The sequence below is a fragment of the Burkholderia sp. MSMB617WGS genome (assembly GCF_001532025.2).
In the GTDB taxonomy this organism is placed as follows: Bacteria; Pseudomonadota; Gammaproteobacteria; order Burkholderiales; family Burkholderiaceae; genus Burkholderia; species Burkholderia savannae.
This window is the reverse complement of record NZ_CP013458.1, coordinates 1,405,245-1,421,182: the sequence shown is the minus strand read 5'-3', so window position 1 is coordinate 1,421,182 and position 15,938 is coordinate 1,405,245. Positions and strand designations below refer to the sequence as shown.

General features: G+C 67.1%; 15 protein-coding genes and 1 pseudogene. 13 read left to right on the top strand and 3 right to left on the bottom strand.

Annotated features, from left to right (window positions below):
* The first annotated feature begins 7 nt into the window (after nucleotides 1-7).
* Genes WT60_RS26835 through WT60_RS26795 form a run of 9 tightly spaced genes read left to right on the top strand, consistent with a single transcriptional unit; the run spans nucleotide 8 to nucleotide 9,732 of the window.
* Nucleotides 8-2,341 (top strand): phage tail protein, encoded by a 2,334-nt coding sequence (locus WT60_RS26835; RefSeq protein ID WP_060356641.1) that lies wholly within the window; start codon nucleotides 8-10, stop codon nucleotides 2,339-2,341.
* Nucleotides 2,342-2,357: 16 nt separating this feature from the next.
* Entirely contained in the window at nucleotides 2,358-3,026 is a 669-nt protein-coding gene (locus WT60_RS26830; RefSeq protein ID WP_059641275.1) for a tail fiber assembly protein, read from the top strand.
* 56 nt (nucleotides 3,027-3,082) lie between these two features.
* The gene (locus WT60_RS26825) at nucleotides 3,083-4,255 is read left to right on the top strand and encodes a phage tail sheath protein (RefSeq protein WP_059641277.1); all 1,173 of its coding nucleotides are present in this window, start codon (nucleotides 3,083-3,085) and stop codon (nucleotides 4,253-4,255) included.
* A 15-nt stretch (nucleotides 4,256-4,270) separates the two neighbouring features.
* Nucleotides 4,271-4,780 (top strand): phage major tail tube protein, encoded by a 510-nt coding sequence (locus tag WT60_RS26820; protein ID WP_014696837.1) that lies wholly within the window; start codon nucleotides 4,271-4,273, stop codon nucleotides 4,778-4,780.
* A gap of 57 nt (nucleotides 4,781-4,837) precedes the next feature.
* The gene (locus WT60_RS26815) at nucleotides 4,838-5,182 is read left to right on the top strand and encodes a phage tail assembly protein (RefSeq protein WP_059641280.1); all 345 of its coding nucleotides are present in this window, start codon (nucleotides 4,838-4,840) and stop codon (nucleotides 5,180-5,182) included.
* 8 nt (nucleotides 5,183-5,190) lie between these two features.
* Complete coding sequence (locus WT60_RS26810; RefSeq protein WP_009914998.1) at nucleotides 5,191-5,307, top strand: GpE family phage tail protein; 117 nt, start codon at nucleotides 5,191-5,193, stop codon at nucleotides 5,305-5,307.
* Nucleotides 5,308-5,309: 2 nt separating this feature from the next.
* Nucleotides 5,310-8,189, top strand: a complete 2,880-nt coding sequence (locus WT60_RS26805) for a hypothetical protein (RefSeq protein WP_059641283.1) — start codon at nucleotides 5,310-5,312, stop codon at nucleotides 8,187-8,189.
* A gap of 17 nt (nucleotides 8,190-8,206) precedes the next feature.
* Nucleotides 8,207-8,632: a phage tail protein gene (locus WT60_RS26800; RefSeq protein ID WP_060356640.1), complete on the top strand. Its 426-nt coding sequence runs from the start codon at nucleotides 8,207-8,209 to the stop codon at nucleotides 8,630-8,632.
* A complete protein-coding gene (locus WT60_RS26795) occupies nucleotides 8,632-9,732 on the top strand; it encodes a phage late control D family protein (RefSeq protein ID WP_060356639.1) in 1,101 nt (366 codons plus the stop codon). Before WT60_RS26800 ends, WT60_RS26795 begins: the two co-directional genes overlap by 1 nt.
* Before the next feature lie 10 nt (nucleotides 9,733-9,742).
* On the opposite strand, the gene WT60_RS34775 is transcribed toward WT60_RS26795, so the two are convergent.
* Nucleotides 9,743-10,279 (bottom strand): IS21 family transposase, encoded by a 537-nt coding sequence (locus WT60_RS34775; RefSeq protein ID WP_186448661.1) that lies wholly within the window; start codon nucleotides 10,277-10,279, stop codon nucleotides 9,743-9,745.
* Between the two features lie 234 nt (nucleotides 10,280-10,513).
* Here WT60_RS34775 and WT60_RS35410 point away from each other — a divergent pair.
* Nucleotides 10,514-10,672, top strand: a pseudogene (locus WT60_RS35410) (ISNCY family transposase); the annotation flags it as partial.
* A gap of 211 nt (nucleotides 10,673-10,883) precedes the next feature.
* On the opposite strand, the gene WT60_RS26780 reads toward WT60_RS35410, so the two are convergent.
* Entirely contained in the window at nucleotides 10,884-11,213 is a 330-nt protein-coding gene (locus tag WT60_RS26780) for an H-NS histone family protein (RefSeq protein WP_038744892.1), read from the bottom strand.
* Nucleotides 11,214-11,274: 61 nt separating this feature from the next.
* The gene (locus WT60_RS26775; RefSeq protein WP_038744893.1) at nucleotides 11,275-11,742 is read right to left on the bottom strand and encodes a ProQ/FinO family protein; all 468 of its coding nucleotides are present in this window, start codon (nucleotides 11,740-11,742) and stop codon (nucleotides 11,275-11,277) included.
* Nucleotides 11,743-12,318: 576 nt separating this feature from the next.
* Between WT60_RS26775 and WT60_RS26770 the strand changes: the two genes are divergently transcribed.
* The 3 genes from WT60_RS26770 (at nucleotide 12,319) to WT60_RS26760 (ending at nucleotide 15,937) form a co-directional block, all read left to right on the top strand.
* Nucleotides 12,319-13,080, top strand: a complete 762-nt coding sequence (locus WT60_RS26770; RefSeq protein WP_060356638.1) for a fumarylacetoacetate hydrolase family protein — start codon at nucleotides 12,319-12,321, stop codon at nucleotides 13,078-13,080.
* Nucleotides 13,081-13,517: 437 nt separating this feature from the next.
* Complete coding sequence (locus WT60_RS26765) at nucleotides 13,518-14,093, top strand: DUF2760 domain-containing protein (RefSeq protein WP_059641298.1); 576 nt, start codon at nucleotides 13,518-13,520, stop codon at nucleotides 14,091-14,093.
* Nucleotides 14,090-15,937, top strand: a complete 1,848-nt coding sequence (locus WT60_RS26760; protein WP_038744896.1) for an Hsp70 family protein — start codon at nucleotides 14,090-14,092, stop codon at nucleotides 15,935-15,937. Before WT60_RS26765 ends, WT60_RS26760 begins: the two co-directional genes overlap by 4 nt.
* Nucleotide 15,938: the final 1 nt, after the last annotated feature.

Below are 15,938 nucleotides of genomic sequence, written 5' to 3'. Positions count from 1 at the left end.
GGCTGGAATGCACATCCACATCACCGACGCCGGCCGCGCGGCGCTGGTCGCCGACGGCCACACCGGCACGGCCGCGCAGCGCGTCGTCGAAATCGGGCTCGGCGCCGCGCCGTTCGCGTTCGATCGCGGCATGAAGGCCTTGCCGGGCGAGCGCAAGCGCGTGACGACGTTCGGCGGCGACAACGTGGCGCCGGATACGGTCCACGTCGTGATTCAGGACGACACGGACGATCAATACTCGCTGTACGCGTTCGGGCTGTACCTGGACAACGGCGTGCTGTTCGGCGTCTACGTGCAGGAGACGCCGATTCTCGAAAAGTCCCCCGCGGCGATGATGCTGCTCGCGGCCGATACGGTGTTCGAGACGATCGACGCCACGAAGCTCGAGTTCGGGCCGGCGACGTTCCTGAATCCGCCGGCGACGACCGAGCGCAAGGGCGTGGTCGAGCTCGCCTCGCAGGCGGAAGTCGACGCCGGCGACGACGACACGCGCGCCGTCACGCCGAAGACGGCGAAGCGGCGTTACGCCGCACTGTCGGGCGCGACGTTCGACGGCCGCGTGCGTGTCGTCGCCGATGCCGACGATCGCGCCGCGCAGCTCGACGTGTCGCCGAAGACAGCGGCCCCCGGCCAGGTGAGCAAGGTTCGCCTGTTCGGCACGTTCGGCGATCCGTCGTTACCCGAACACGATATGCGCCACGTCGCGACGCTGCGCGCCGGATTCGACGGCGGCGCATGGGGCACCGAATACGTCGACGTTTGCGTGAACAACGGCGCGAGCAACGACACGGGCAGCGACGCGAAGCAGAAGCGCGTGGCGCGCTTCACGTCGGGCGGCCGCGTGCTGATCGGCGATCGCGCGGACGACGGCAAGGCCGCGTTGCAGGTTCGCGGCGGCATCGACGCGACGGAAGGCGTCACGGCGCGCGCGATCGACGCCGACGGCGCCGGCGGGCAGCTCCGCGCGGTCTGCGACGGCTACGGCGCGTTCATCCGCAACGACGGATGGAGCGTGTATCTGCTATCGACGCCGAAGGGCACCGCGGACGGCGGCTTCAACGACTATCGGCCGTTCTCGTGGTCGCTGACGACGGGGCAGGTGATCGTCGACGGCAGCGGAGCGGGCGCGGTCTTCGGCGGCGCCGTGAACATCGCCGACGATCTCCAAGTCGGGCGGCAGGCAAACGAAGGGCATATCAAGCTCGGTCCGGTCGACGGCTATCTCTACGCGAACCAGGTCAGCACCGGCTGGTGGTCGCCGTCGGGATCGTCATATCAATACATCTTTGCCGACCACACGTTCCGCATCGACGGGCGGATCGCGTGGCACGAAGGCAACCTCGACCCGCTCGACAAGAGCAAGGGCGGCACGCTGGCCGGCGATGTGTCGTTCGCGCCGGGCAAGCGGCTCGTGCTCGCCGAAGGCAGCCCGTCCGTGCCGTCGCTCACGTTCGCCAACGACGGCGCGCCGGATACCGGTCTCTATCACGCGGCGGACGGCGAGTTTGGCGTGACGTGCAACACGAGCGTCGTCGTGCGCTTCTCGCCGACGCTTGCCGTGTTCGAGCAGCCCGTCACCGGCCCGACGCCGCCGGCCGCCGATCGTTCGACGCGTCTCGCGACGACCGAATGGGTTCGGTCCGTCCTGTCGACGACGACCATTGGTCAGATCGTGTTCGAGCCGCGGACGACCGTGCGGCCGGGCTTTCTCAAGGCAAACGGCGTGCTCGTGAACCGGGCCGACTACCCGGAGCTATGGGCATATGCGCAGGCGAGCGGCGCGCTCGTGTCCGACGCCGAGTGGGCACAAGATCGGTGGGGCTGCTTCTCGACGGGCGACGGCGCGACGACGTTCCGCTTGCCCGAGCTGCGCGGCGAATTCATTCGATGCTGGTCCGACGCGCGCGGCGGCGTCGACGCGAGCCGCCAGATTGGCGCGTTCCAGGGCGACCAGAACCACTTTCACGCGCACGGCGCGAGCGCAAGCGCGGTCGGCGACCACGCGCACAACGCATGGACCGATGGGCAAGGCGGGCACGATCACGGGGGCTCAACCACGTGGGGCGGCGACCACAGTCACGACCTTGGCAACGATTACGCAGGGTCGACCGTCGGTTCGACTTACCCGATGGCAATCAGCGATTTCGCTACTGGCCGTCGGTATCACACGGCGGTAGCAGGCGGGCACAACCACCAAATCCCCGGCGTTGGCAATCACGGTCACAACGTCGGAGTGGGCGCCGCCGGGGGCCACTCGCACGCGATTGCGATCAACGGCGACGGCGGCGACGAATCCCGCCCGCGCAACGTCGCGCTGCTCGCGATGATTCGCGCCTACTAACCACGAGAGACACGACATGCTGATTCATCACTACAACCCGGCAACAGGCGAATACCTGAGCAGCAGCCAGCCGGACGCCGATCCGCGCAACGACGGCCGCTGGCTGATCCCGGCGTCCGCGACGCTCGACGCCCCGCCCGCGCGCACGCCGACCACGTGGCCGTTTTACCGCGACGGCGCGTGGTTCCTGCTGCCCGACTACCGCGGCCGCGTCTGCTATCGGACGGACACGGGCGAGCCGGCCGAAATCGCGATCGCGGGCAAGACGCCCGCCGACCTCGGCCTCGCGACCGAGCCGCGCCCGTCCGAGCGTCACGCGTGGCTCGACGGCGCGTGGGCCGTGCCGCCCGAGCTGATCGCGCGCGAGAAGCGCGACGCGGCGATGGCCGAATTCGAGCGGCGATTGGCGATCGCGCGCCGGGAGAACCTCGGCAAAGCCGACGCGTACGCGGCGGGCCAGCTCGACGACGAGCAGACGTACTACTTCAAAGCGTGGTCGGCCTACCAGATGGCGCTCGTCGCCGCGATCCAGAAAGACATGTTCCCGGATGCGATCGCCTGGCCCGACACGCCCGCGCCGTACGTGCCGCCGGCGCCCGAGCCGATCGCGCCCGAAGGCATGCCGCCCGCCGACGACGCAACGCAACCGGCGGCGCAGTTGTACACCGAACGCACCCCGGCGTGACGCCGCATCGATCACCGGGAATCCTCCCGATTTTTACGTAACAGGAGCTGCACACCATGCCGCAGGATTACCACCACGGCGTTCGCGTCATCGAAATCAACGAAGGCGGCCGACCGATTCGCTCGGTGTCGACGGCCGTGCTCGGCGTCGTCTGCACGGCGGCCGACGCCGACGCGAGCGCGTTTCCGCTGAATACGCCCGTGCTGCTGACGAACGTCGTCGCCGCGCTCGGCAAGGCCGGCAAGAAAGGCACGCTGCGTCGCACGCTCGACGCGATCGGCCAGCAGACGAAGCCGCTCACCGTCGTCGTGCGCGTCGCCGAAGGCAAGGACGAAGCGGAGACGACCTCGAACGTCATCGGCACCGTGACGCCGGAAGGCAAATACACGGGCATCAAGGCGCTGCTCGCCGCGCAGGCCGCGCTCGGCGTCAAGCCGCGCATTCTTGCGGCGCCCGGCCTCGATACGCAGCCGGTCGCGGCCGCGCTCGCGGCGACCGCGCAGTCGCTGCGCGCGATGGCCTATGTGTCGGCGTCCGGCTGCAAGACGAAGGAAGAAGCCGCCGCGTACCGCAAGCAGTTCGGCCAACGCGAAATCATGGTGATCTGGCCGGACTGGCTCGGCTGGGACGACACGACGAATTCGACGGCCGTCATTCCGGCGCCGGCGATCGCCGCCGGCTTGCGCGCGAAGATCGACAACGACATCGGCTGGCACAAGACGATTTCGAATGTCGTCGTCAACGGCGTGTCCGGCATCAGCGCCGACGTGTCGTGGGATTTGCAGGACCCGGCGACCGATGCGGGCTACCTGAACGAGCACGAAGTGACGACGCTCGTGAACCGCAACGGCTTCCGGTTCTGGGGCTCGCGCACGTGCTCGGACGATCCGAAGTTCGCATTCGAGAACTACACGCGCACGGCGCAGGTCGCCGCCGACTCGATCGCCGAAGCGCAGATGCCCGTCGTCGACGGCCCGCTGAATCCGTCGCTCGCGCGCGACATCGTGGAAAGCATCAACGGCTGGTTCCGGCAGCAGGTCGCGAACGGCTACCTGATCGGCGGTAGCGCGTGGATCGATCCGGAGCCGAACACGGCCGACATTCTCGCGTCCGGCAAGGCGTACATCGATTACGACTACACGCCGGTTCCCCCTCTCGAAAATCTGGTGCTGCGCCAGCGCATCACCGACCGCTTCCTCGCCGATTTCCCGGCGCGCGTGGCGGGCTAACAGGAGTCAAACGCAATGGGTATGCCTCGAAAACTGAAGGGCTTCAACGTCTTTCACAACGGCGCGAACTTCGTCGGCGAAGTCGAAGAGCTCAACCTTCCGAAGCTCAAGCGCAAGATGGAAGCGTGGCAGGGCAGCGGCATGACTGGCCCCGTGAAGATCGATTTCGGCAACGAAGAGCTTCAGCTCGAATGGACGTGCGGCGGCTTCATGGTCGAAGTGCTCGAACAGTACGGCGCCGTGCAGCACGACGGCGTGCTGCTGCGCTTCGCCGGCGGCTATCGGCGCGAGGACAGCAAGAAGCACGACCAGATCGAAGTGGTCGTGAAGGGCCGACATGAGGAAATCGACATGGGCACCGCGAAGGCGAAGGAAGACACGAAATTCAAGATCACGACCAACGCCAGCTACTACAAGCTGACCGTGAACGGGCGCGACCTCATCGAGCTCGACTTCGTGAACGCGGTCGAGAAGATCAACGGCATGGACCTCGCGTCGGACCTTCGCCGCGCGATGGGCCTGTAATCGACGCCCGCGTCGAGCGCGGGCCATTCCAATTTCACATCCAACCCAGGAAACACCATGACGACCATCGACACCGCTCACATCGAAACGACGGGCCACGCCGCGCCCGACGAGAACACGCACACGCTCGACACACCGATCGAGCGCGAAGGGCAGACCATTACGCAGGTGACGTTGCGCAAGCCAGCCGCGGGCGCGCTGCGCGGCACGTCGCTCGCCGCACTCGTGAATCTCGATGTCGACGCGCTGCGCAAGGTGCTGCCGCGCATCAGCACGCCGACGCTGACCGAATTCGACGTGGCCAGCATGGACCCGGCCGACCTCGTGGCGTTGGGGGGTATCTTCGCCGGTTTTTTGATGCCGAAGGCGCTGAAAGCGAGCATGGAATCCCGGCCCGCGTAGAAGACGCGATGGCCGATATCGCGACGGTGTTTGGCGGATGGACGCCGGCCGTGATGGACGGCTTCTCCCTGGCCGAACTGATGGACTGGCGCGAGCGCGCCCGGATACGTAGCGGAAACGAGTGACGATGGACAACGCCCTGAAACTGCGCGTGATGTTCGACATGATCGACAACTTCACGAAGCCCCTGAAGAACGTGCTGAACAGCAACAAGGGGCTTGCGCAGGCGCTCAAGCAGACGCGCGGCGAGCTCGCCGAGCTCGGCAAGCAGCAGAAGGCCGTCGCCTCGTTCCGCGAGATGCGAACCGGGCTCGTCGGGACCGCGGAGAAGCTCAACCGGGCGCAGGCGCGCGTGAAGCGGCTGGCGGATTCGCTGCGTGCGTTCGGCCCGCCGTCGCGCGACATGATCGACAAATTCGAGAAGGCGAAGCAGTCCGCGGCGCGGCTGTCGATCGAGCACGAGAAGCAGTCCGCCCGCGTGCGTGAGTTGCGCGCGCAGCTCGCGAGCACGGGCATCGACACGCGCCAGCTCGCCGAGCACGAGCGCACGCTGCGCTCAAACATCGCGCAGACCACGGCGGCGATGCAGGCGCAGACACGCCAGCTCGAAGCCATGGCCGAGCGCGAGAAGAAGCTCGGCGCGGCGCGCGGCAAGATGCAGGCGCTACAGGGCGTCGCCGGCGGCATGGCGATCGGCGGTTACGCGGCGCGCTCGACCGGCGCGCACGCGCTCGGCGATCTGCGCGAGGCGCTCGACGAAACGAAGACGATCCAGAACGAGCGTGCGCGCATCACGGCGCTTGGCCTCGGCGACCAGGCGACGAAGGACGCCGAGAAGTACGTGCGCTCGATGAAGATGATGGGCGTGAGCACGTCGGACAACATGACGTTGATGCGCGACGCACTGTCGATCTTCGCGGACGAGCATCACGCGCAGATGGTGATGCCGACCCTCGCGAAGATGAAGTTCTCGAACGAGGCGATGTTCGGCGCGGAGGATGCGCACGCGAACGAAGAGAAGTTCATGAACATGCTGAAGGTCATCGAGTTGCGCAACGGCACAAAGGACAAAGCGACGTTCGAACGCGAAGCCAATTACGTGCAGAAGGTGTTGTCCGCGACGGGCGGCCGCGTCGGTGGCGACGAGTGGCGAAACGTCATCCAGCGTGGCGGTGTCGCCGCGAAGCAGATGCGCCCGGACGCCTTCTACTTCCAGTTAGAGCCGCTGGTTCAGGAAATGGGAGGAAATTCGGTCGGTCAAGCACTTATGTCAGGCTACCAGAACCTGATCGAAGGGCGCACGACGGTGCGCGCCTCGCGCAAACTGATGTCATTGGGTTTGCTCGACCGGAAGAAGGTCGAATATGACAAGCTCGGACGAGTCAAGGCTTTTGCGGACGGAGCGCTGCTCAATTCGGAACAGTTCAAGGCGTCGCCGCTTGAATGGTTGGAACAAACGCTGTTGCCGGCGCTTAAGAAGAAGGGGATCACCGAAGAAAAGCAGGTGCTCAGCGTAATCGCTTCGATGTTTACCAATCGTAGCGCGGCCAACTTGTACTCGACGTTTTACCTGCAACGCGACCAGATTCACAAGAACGAGCGGCTGAACAAGGGCGCGTATGGCATCGACGAAATGCACAAGCTCGCGTCCGAACAGACGCCCGGCAAGGAGCTCGACGCGCGCGCGAAGCTGCGCGACCTGCTGAACGAAATCGGCGAGCGCATCGCGCCGATGTACAACGCAGCGCTCGACAAGACGCGCGAGCTCGCCGACAAACTGCTGAAGACGATTCAGGCGCATCCGCAAGCGACGAAGGTCATCATCGCGCTCGCTGCCGGCTTCGCGGCGCTGCTCGTGGTGCTCGGCACGTTCACGATCGTTCTCGCCGGCGTGCTCGGCCCGCTCGCCGTCGTGCGGTTCAGCATGACGACGCTCGGCATGAAGGGCGGGCTGTTGCGTACCGTATTCGGCGGGCTCGCATCGCTACTGCGCGGCAGCGTCGTTCGAAGTTTCTCGCTCGCATCTCGCGGCGCGCGGATGCTCTGGCGTGGGCTGCACGTCATGTCCGGATTCATGCGCGGCGCAGCCGTGCGCAGCGTCATAGCTGTCTCGCGTGCAGGGCTTGTCCTCGGACGCGGGCTCTCGATCCTCGCTGCGCTGCTGCGCGTCGGTCTCGTCCAAGGTGTCGCGATGGCCGGCCGCGCGCTCGCGATGCTCGGTCGGGCCATCATGGTGCTCGGCCGCCTCGCGCTCGCCAATCCGCTGCTCGCCTTCATCGCGCTCCTTGCCATCGCGGCTGTCTACGTTTGGCAGAACTGGGATACGCTCGGACCGAAGTTCGCCGCCCTGTGGGAGACGATCAAGGGCGCGTTCGGCACGGCCGGCGACTGGATCAAGTCGAAATGGGACGCAACGGTCGAGGGCGTGAAATCGAAGCTCGTGAGCATCGGCGACTGGTTCGGCGACATCGGCGCGCGCTTTACCGAAATCGGGGGCCACCTGATCGACGGGCTCGTCAACGGCATCAAGAACGGCCTTGGCAACGTGAAAGACACGATCTCGAGCGTCGCCGATTCGACCGTCGCGTGGTTCAAGGAAAAGCTCGGCATCCACAGCCCGAGTCGCGTGTTTGCCACGCTCGGCGGGTTCGTGAGCGAGGGCGCGGCGGTGGGCATGGAGAGCGAGCAGCGGCGCGTCGCGAACGCGGCGCTCGGCCTTGCGACGGCTGTCGTTGCATCGTTCGGCTCGCCCGTGCTCGCCGCCGGCGCGGCGCTCGCCAAGCCAATCGCGCCACTCGTGCAGCCAACCGTGCCGATCGATCGCCGCGCGCCGCTTGCGGCGGCAACCGCCGCATCTTCGGCGGCCACCCCGGCGTCGCCGATCGTCATCAACATCTACCCGCAGGCCGGGCAGGACCCGCACGCGATCGCGCGCGCCGTCGAGGCCGCACTCGATCGCCGCGAGCGCGCGAAGCAGTCGCGCATCGGCTCGCGCCTGTCGGACTGACGCACACGGAGTCACGCATGCTCATGTCCCTCGACCAATTCGTTTTCAGTCTCACGAGCGCGCCGTTCCGCGAATTGCAGCGCCGGCGCACGTGGAAGCATCCGACGAGCTCGCGCGTCGGCGCGCGCGACGGCCGCCAGTTCGCCGGCGTCGGCGATGACACGATCACGCTGAACGGCCTGGTCGCGCCCGAGACGTTCGGTTCGATCGCTTCGATTCGCGAGCTCGCCGCGATGGCGGACACGGGCGAGGCGTACGTGCTCGTCGACGGCGCCGGCAACGTCTACGGCGCGTACGTCATCGCCGAGCTGAACGAGACGCAGAGCTATCACACGGCGGACGGCACGCCGCGGCGCATCGAGTTTCAGCTCACGATCGAGCGCGTCGACGACGACGTGCTGCGCACGGCGCGCGAGAAGAACGCGCGGAAGGACAAGCGCTGATGGCTACGTCGACGAACGAACGCACCACGCGGCCGGAATCGCACGACGCGCCGCGCGTCGCACGCCTGCATCCGCAACCGGACTATCGCATTTCGGTGGGTGGCCGCGATCTGTCGCGCCTGTTCGCGCCGCGGCTGGTGTCGCTGTCGATTTCGGAGTCGCGCTCCGACGAGGCGGATACGATCGATATCGTGCTCGACGACTCGAAAAACGATCTGGACATTCCGAAGCGCGGCGCCACGATCAAGGCGTCGATCGGATGGGCCGGCGAGCCGCTCGTCGACAAGGGCAGCTTCGTCGTGAACGAAGTCGAGCACAGCGGCGCGCCGGACATCATTACCGTGCGCGCGCGCTCGGCCGCGATGACGAGCGGCATGCAGGAGCGCCGCGAAAAGAGCTGGCATCGGCAGACGATCGGCTCGATCGTGCATGCGATCGCCGGCCGCTACTCGCTCGCGCCGACCGTCGGCGATGCGCTCGCGAAAATCCTGATCGCACACATCGACCAGACGCACGAATCGGACATGTCGTTTCTCACGCGCCTCGCGAAACGCTATGACGCCGTGATGAACGTGAAAGACCTACGCCTGCTGTTCATGCCGATCGGCACCGGTCAGACGGCAAGCGGGAAGAAGCTCGACGTGCTCGAACTGACGCGCGCGAGCGGCGACAGCCATCGCTACCACGTGTCCGAACGCGAGAACTACGCAGCCGTGCGCGCGCACTACCATTCGACCGGCCGCGCGAAGCGCAAGTCGGTCATCGTCGGGGGCGAGAACAACAAGAACGTGAAGGTGCTGCCGGAAGATTACGCAACGGAGGCGGAAGCGCGTGCGGCCGCGCAAGCCGAGTTCAAGCGGATGCAGCGCAGCCAGGCGACGATGAGCTACACGCTCGCGCGCGGCCGTGCCGAGCTGTTCCCGGAGATGCCCGTTACGGTGTCGGGCTTCAAGCCGGAAATCGACGAGACGCCGTGGCTCGTGAAGAAGGCGACGCATGCGATCGGCGACGTTGGATTCACGACCGCGCTCGAGCTCGAAATGCGCGACGATCCGACGACCGACAGGCACAGGTCGCATTTCCGGCGTTCCGGCAAGTAGCGTAGGGCGATCAGGACGAGTTGCTGCGCCAGCGGTAGGCCGGCGGATCGGTGTCCGCGAAAACGCCGCCCGATCGCCATGACTTCCACGAGCGCGGCAGATCGACGACGAGCACGCGCCATTTCGTCAGCACGGCGGCGAACGTGCCTTTCGCTTTTGAGTTTCGGATCTTGTCTACAACGTTCCAACCACGAACGTACTGGCGAAAGCTTCTCTGGCTGGACAGGTAGTGCGGAGCATGAACGCCGACCCAAGCGAGAATTTCGGTGGGTGTCACGTCAGGAGCGGATACGTCCGGCCCGATCGTCGACTCCACGGGAATTTCGCTGATAAATTGTTGCGCGGCCGCTTGGGCTGCGTCTATCTCGACTTGGCGCAGGCGTAGTATTTCGACGCGATGCCACGGGATCGGCGAGCGGCCGGCCAAGTAGTTGCGGACGCTACGCGTACAGCAACGAAGCGCTTCGGCAATTTGGCGGATGGAGAGGCCGTCTGTAAGCGCGAGAAAGTCGGAGACCGTCCCATGACGGGGCGCGGTGGGATTCATTATGTGGACTGCGTGGGATTCTGTAACGATTTGTAAATATGTTTACAAATTCGTGAATCAACCTGACAGGTCCGACAGGTTCAGCTAGCGATCCAATTTGACATAAGGTAAATTATCGACATAAATAGCTATAGTAATTAAGTTGTAATGTCCGCTTCCGGCCAAGTTCAGATGTCCGCTTTTCGCCCCGTCGTAAGCTGATCGGCCGCTGGGAATCCAGCGCTGGAGGCTTCGATGGCAGCGACGGAACGGATCATCATGACGATGCGAGAATTGGATCGATCCAAGAAGGCCATTCAGGACGTGGCGGACGGCAAGCTCAAGCCGTGGCGCGCGGCTGAGCGGCTCGGGCTGACGACGCGGCAGATTCGCCGGCTGGTCGGTCGACAGCGCGGGTGCGCAGTTTCTTTCGAGGTCACGACGCCGTCGACGGACGGCATCGCACTGCCGCGCGAATGTCTTGCGCGGGAGCATCGGGCGTGCGAAGACGAGCAATCGTCGCGCGGCCGCAGGCCACGGGTTTCACGGCGAATGCAAGCAACGGCTTTGGAACGATGCCGGACCGCGGCGCTCGGCGCTGCCTGCCGCGTGCGGCCCCCGCCGTCTATGCGTTCTCCCCAGGCCACCAGGGCTCCGGCTCCGGCCGAATCAGATAGTCGTCGAGGTTCTTGCCGGTCAGCCATTTCGGGCAGGCGCCGCGGCCCGTCCAGGATTTGCCCGACGACGGATCATAGTATTTCGCCGGCAATTTCTTCGGCTTGTCTTTCACGAAGCCCGCCGCCCGCAGCAGCTCCACCTCCGTGATGTCGTATTGCTTCACCTGTTCCCGAATGGCGGCGAGCACGTCGGCCTTCTCTTTCTTCTTCGCTTCCTCGAGGAGCAAATTGAGGTGGCCGAGCTGCTTTTGCAGCGTCTGAATTTTGCTGGTCGTCACGTGATGTGTGTCTTCAATCGATGCGCTGCCCACCGTTCGGCGGGCACGCGGATGTCGGTCGCTATTGTGGAGCCTGCTCGGGCTTGGCCTGTTGCGGCCGGGGCTTCGCCGGGCGACGCCCCTTCAGCATGCGCGCGCGCTTCGCATCGGCGGCCGATACCTGCCCTGCTTCGCCGCCCGCCAGATCGACGCGCACGGCACCTTCGACGAGGCACGTCCAGTAGCGGTTCCCGCGACACCAAGTCTTCATCGCGTCGCGCAACTCGGCCTCGCTCGACCGGAGCGCCTGCGCCTGGCCGATCAGGTCTTCGAGAATGCCGACCTTCAACGGCACCTTCGGCGCAGGATTGCGCGGAAACGCCAGCGGAAAGCGCTTCTGGAGTTTCGCGATCGTCAGCACCACCGGGTCCGTCGCGCTCGGCGAAGCCGCCGGTTTGGTGTCCCGCTTCTGCGCTTTCTTCTCCGACCGCTCCCGCGCGGCGTCTCTCGCAAGTTGATCGCGCAACGATGCAAGTTGCTCAAAGCCCATAACTTCCAGCCCACTGAAAAATAAGCCGAGATTGTAGCAGCCGACGGCCGGGTGTTTTTGCAATTCCGTCGCCGGGCGTTCATGCCGGCGACGGCGGCGGTTTCCGGCGAAAAGCGCCGGGGCGTCAGGCCGATGGAGAGGCGATCTCGCCGCCGACGTTGGGGCCGCATGCAGCGCGCGTCTCGCGTGGCCGCCGAGGCCGGGGATTGCACGCCGAGAGCGTAGCGGAACAAGCCGTGACGGCGGGCGCCCCGTAGCGCTAGCGGCCGTCGTGCGTGCGGCGTGGAGCCGCGTCGAACGGCGCCGAACGGCGCCGAGCGGTGCCTATTGGCAGCAGGCCCGCGCGCATCAGGATGGCATGGCGACGAGCCGGCGCGGCACACATCCGGCGCGCCAGCCGGTGTCGGGTTGTCCGCGATGCCGGCTGGCGGATCGATCCGCGAGCGCATCGATCATGCAATGCCTCGATGCCGCGCGGCCGCCGGGCGATGCGATCGCGATGAAACCGTTATCATCGCTTCCGTTGCGCCGATCCCGGCGTGCTCCCTTTGCCGCCCTTTTCTTCGCGAGAACGACATGACAAACACTCCCGAACGCGTGGACGGCGCCGCGCGGCATCTGGTCGCGGCCCGCCGCGCCGGCGTTGCCGGCGCGCTTCTGTCGGATGCGTGCCGTCCCGACGACATCGAGACGGCGCTCGCGATCCAGCAACGCGTCGCCGAATTGCTCGGCGAGCCGATCGGTGGATGGAAATGCGCGCTGCCGCCGCCGGGCCGGGTCGTCGTCGCGCCGATCTTCGCGTCGACGATCCATGCGTCGGCCGAGCCGTTGCGGGCCGTCGCCGATGCGCGGACGGTCCGGATCGAACCGGAAATCGCGTTCGTGCTCGATCGCGATCTGCCGCCGCGCGACCGGCCTTACGACGAGCACGAGGTGCGCGCCGCGATCCGCGAGGTCCGGCTCGCGCTCGAGGTGCTCGGCTGCCGGTACGCGGAGCCGTCGCGCGCGACCGTGCCGGAGCTGCTCGCGGATGGGCAATTCAATCAGGGCTTGTGCGTCGGCCCGGTCGTGCGCGACGGCCTCCACGCGCCGCTCGACGCCATCGCGCTCGAGTTTCAGGGCGGCGTCGACCGGGCGGCCGATGGCCGCCATCCGGACGGGCATCCGTTCAAGCCTTTGCTGTGGCTCGTGAATTTTCTGGCGGCGCGCGGCGAAACGCTCCACGCGGGACAGATCGTGACCACCGGATCGTATGCGGGGGTGATCGAGGTGCCGCTCGGCAAGGCGTTGACTGTGCGGTTCGGCGAGCTCGGCAGCGTCTCGGTGAAGCTGGCATAAGCGCAGCGCAAGCCCGACGCGCGCGCCCTCGGAGGACATCCGCCGGGCATGCTGCGCGCTTTCGACGAAGGCGGCCGCGCCGGAAACGGCTCGGCTGCGCGATCGCTCGCCCCGGATCGCCCCGAATCGCCCCGAATTGCATGGGATCGCGCTGACTTACGCCGAAGCCGCGCCGAAGCCGCGCCGACACCCGCCCGCGCCTTGCGCCGCATGCGTTCCCGTGCGTGATCGGCGCGAAAAATTCGCAAAAAGCGACCGTTTGCATGCGTGCCTTGGCCGGCTCGACATCAGATCAAGGCAAAATACGGGTTTTGCGCCCGTCGGGCTCAGATACGAGATGCCGGAACAGGATGCGCGACGCCCGCTCGCGGCTCGTCCCGCCCTGCGTCCGGCAGGATAGCTCGCCGTTCAGGCGGGCCCAATGGAGCTTTCTCCTCATGACCGAACCGAACATTTCATTCGCCGGCCGGCTTTCGCTCGCCTTCGGCCTGTTCTTCTCCGTGCTCGGCGACCGCGAGCTCGCGAGCCGCGCACGCCGCCTGCGCGACGGCGAAGCCCCCGCGGCGCCGGCTGCGGCGCCCGTCGCGCCGCCCCAACCCGCGGCGGCGCCCGCGCGCGAGATCGTCAAGGAAGCGACCCCGGACGCGGCGCTCCAGCTGCTCGGGCTGCTCCAGCGCGATGCGCGCCTCATCGACTTCGTCGAAGAGGACATCGCCGGCTATTCCGACGCGGACATCGGCGCCGCCGCGCGCCTCGTGCACGACGGCTGCCGCGCCACGCTGCGCGAGCACTTCGCGATTCGCCCGGTGCGCGACGAGGCCGAAGGCGCGCGCGTGACGATCGGCGAAGGCTTCGACGCGACCGCGATCCGCCTGACGGGCAACGTCGTCGGCAAGCCGCCGTTCAGCGGCAGCATCAGCCATCGCGGCTGGCGCGTCGACGCCGTCCGGCTGCCGAAGCTGAACCCGGGCCACGACGCGTCGGTCATCGCTCCTGCCGAGGTGGAGCTATGAGCGAGCCGCGTTATTCGATCGGCATCGATCTCGGCACCACGCACTGCGCGCTGTCGTACGTGGATCTCGCGTCGAGCGACGGCGAGAAAACCCGTCTCGACGTGCTGCCCATCGCGCAGTTGACCGCGCCGGGCGCGATCGAGTCGCCGAATCTGCTGCCGTCCTTTCTGTACCTGCCGCATCCGAGCGAGCTCGCGCCGGGCGACCTCGCGCTGCCGTGGGCGCCCGAGCGCGATTTCGCGGTCGGCGAGCTCGCGCGCAGCCGCGGCGCGGGCACGCCGATTCGCCTCGTATCGAGCGCGAAGAGCTGGCTGTGCCATCCGGGCGTCGATCGCCGCGCGGGCATCCTGCCGAGCGACGCGCCGCCGGAAGTCGCGCGCGTGTCGCCGCTCGAAAGCTCGGTGCGCTATCTGACCCATCTGCGCGACGCGTGGAACCACGCGCATCCGGATGCGCCGTTCGATCAGCAGGACGTCACCGTCACGATTCCCGCATCGTTCGATCCGGCCGCGCGCGAGCTGACGGCCGAGGCCGCGCAGGCGGCCGGCTATGCGCGCATGACGCTGCTCGAGGAGCCGCAGGCGGCGCTCTACAGCTGGATCGAGAAAAGCGGCGGCGGATGGCGCAAGGAGGTGAAGGTCGGCGACATCATCCTCGTGGTCGACGTCGGCGGCGGCACGACCGACCTGTCGCTGATCGCGGTCGTCGAGCGCGACGGCAATCTCGAGCTGCATCGCGTCGCGGTCGGCGAACACATCCTGCTCGGCGGCGACAACATGGATCTCGCGCTCGCGCACGTGGTCGCGCGCAAGCTTGCCGCGCAAGGCACGCAGGCGGACCCGTGGCAGTTGCGCGCCCTCACCTACGCGTGCCGCGCCGCGAAGGAGACGCTGCTCGGCGATCCGTCGACGGACGCCGCGCCGCTCGTCGTGCCGAGCCGCGGCTCGAAGCTGATCGGCGGCTCGATCCGCACCGAGCTCACGCGCGCGGAGCTCACGCAGACGATCCTCGAAGGCTTCTTCCCGCAAGTCGACGCGTCTGCGCGGCCCGTGAGCCGCACGCGCGCGGGCTTGACGCAGCTCGGCCTGCCGTACGCGCAGGATGCCGGCGTCACGCGGCACCTCGCGGCGTTTCTCGGCCGGCAGGTGGCGGCGCTCGCGGAACTCGACGGCTTGCGGGACGTGCACGACGCGTCGGCGAGCTTCCTGCATCCGACCGCCGTGCTGTTCAACGGCGGCGTGTTCAAGTCGCCGCTGCTCGTCGAGCGTATTCTCGGCACGCTCAACGGCTGGCTCGCCACCGACGGCGCGGCGCCCGCCCGGCTGCTCGGCGGCGCCGATCTCGACCTCGCGGTGGCGCGCGGCGCCGCGTATTACGGCTACGTGAAGCGCGGCAAAGGCGTACGCATCCGCGGCGGCACGGCGCGCGCGTATTACATCGCGGTCGAATCGGCGATGCCCGCCGTGCCCGGCCTCGAGCCGCCGATCCAGGCGCTGTGCGTCGCGCCGTTCGGCATGGAGGAAGGCTCCGACGCCGCGTTGCCGCCGCAGGAATTCGGCCTCGTGGTCGGCGAACCGGTGCATTTCCGCTTTTTCGGTTCGTCGGTGCGCCGCCAGGATCAGGTCGGCACGCTGCTCGATTTCTGGTCGCCCGACGAACTCCAGGAGCTCGAGGCGATCGAGGCCACGCTGCCGCCCGAGGGGCGCACGCCCGGCGAAATCGTGCCCGTGAAGCTGCATGCGCGCGTGACGGAGGCCGGCACGCTCGAGCTCGAGGCCGTGCAAAGCGGCGCGAACGAGCGCTGGAAAGTCGAATTCGACGTGCGCGGCGGCGCGAATGCGTAAC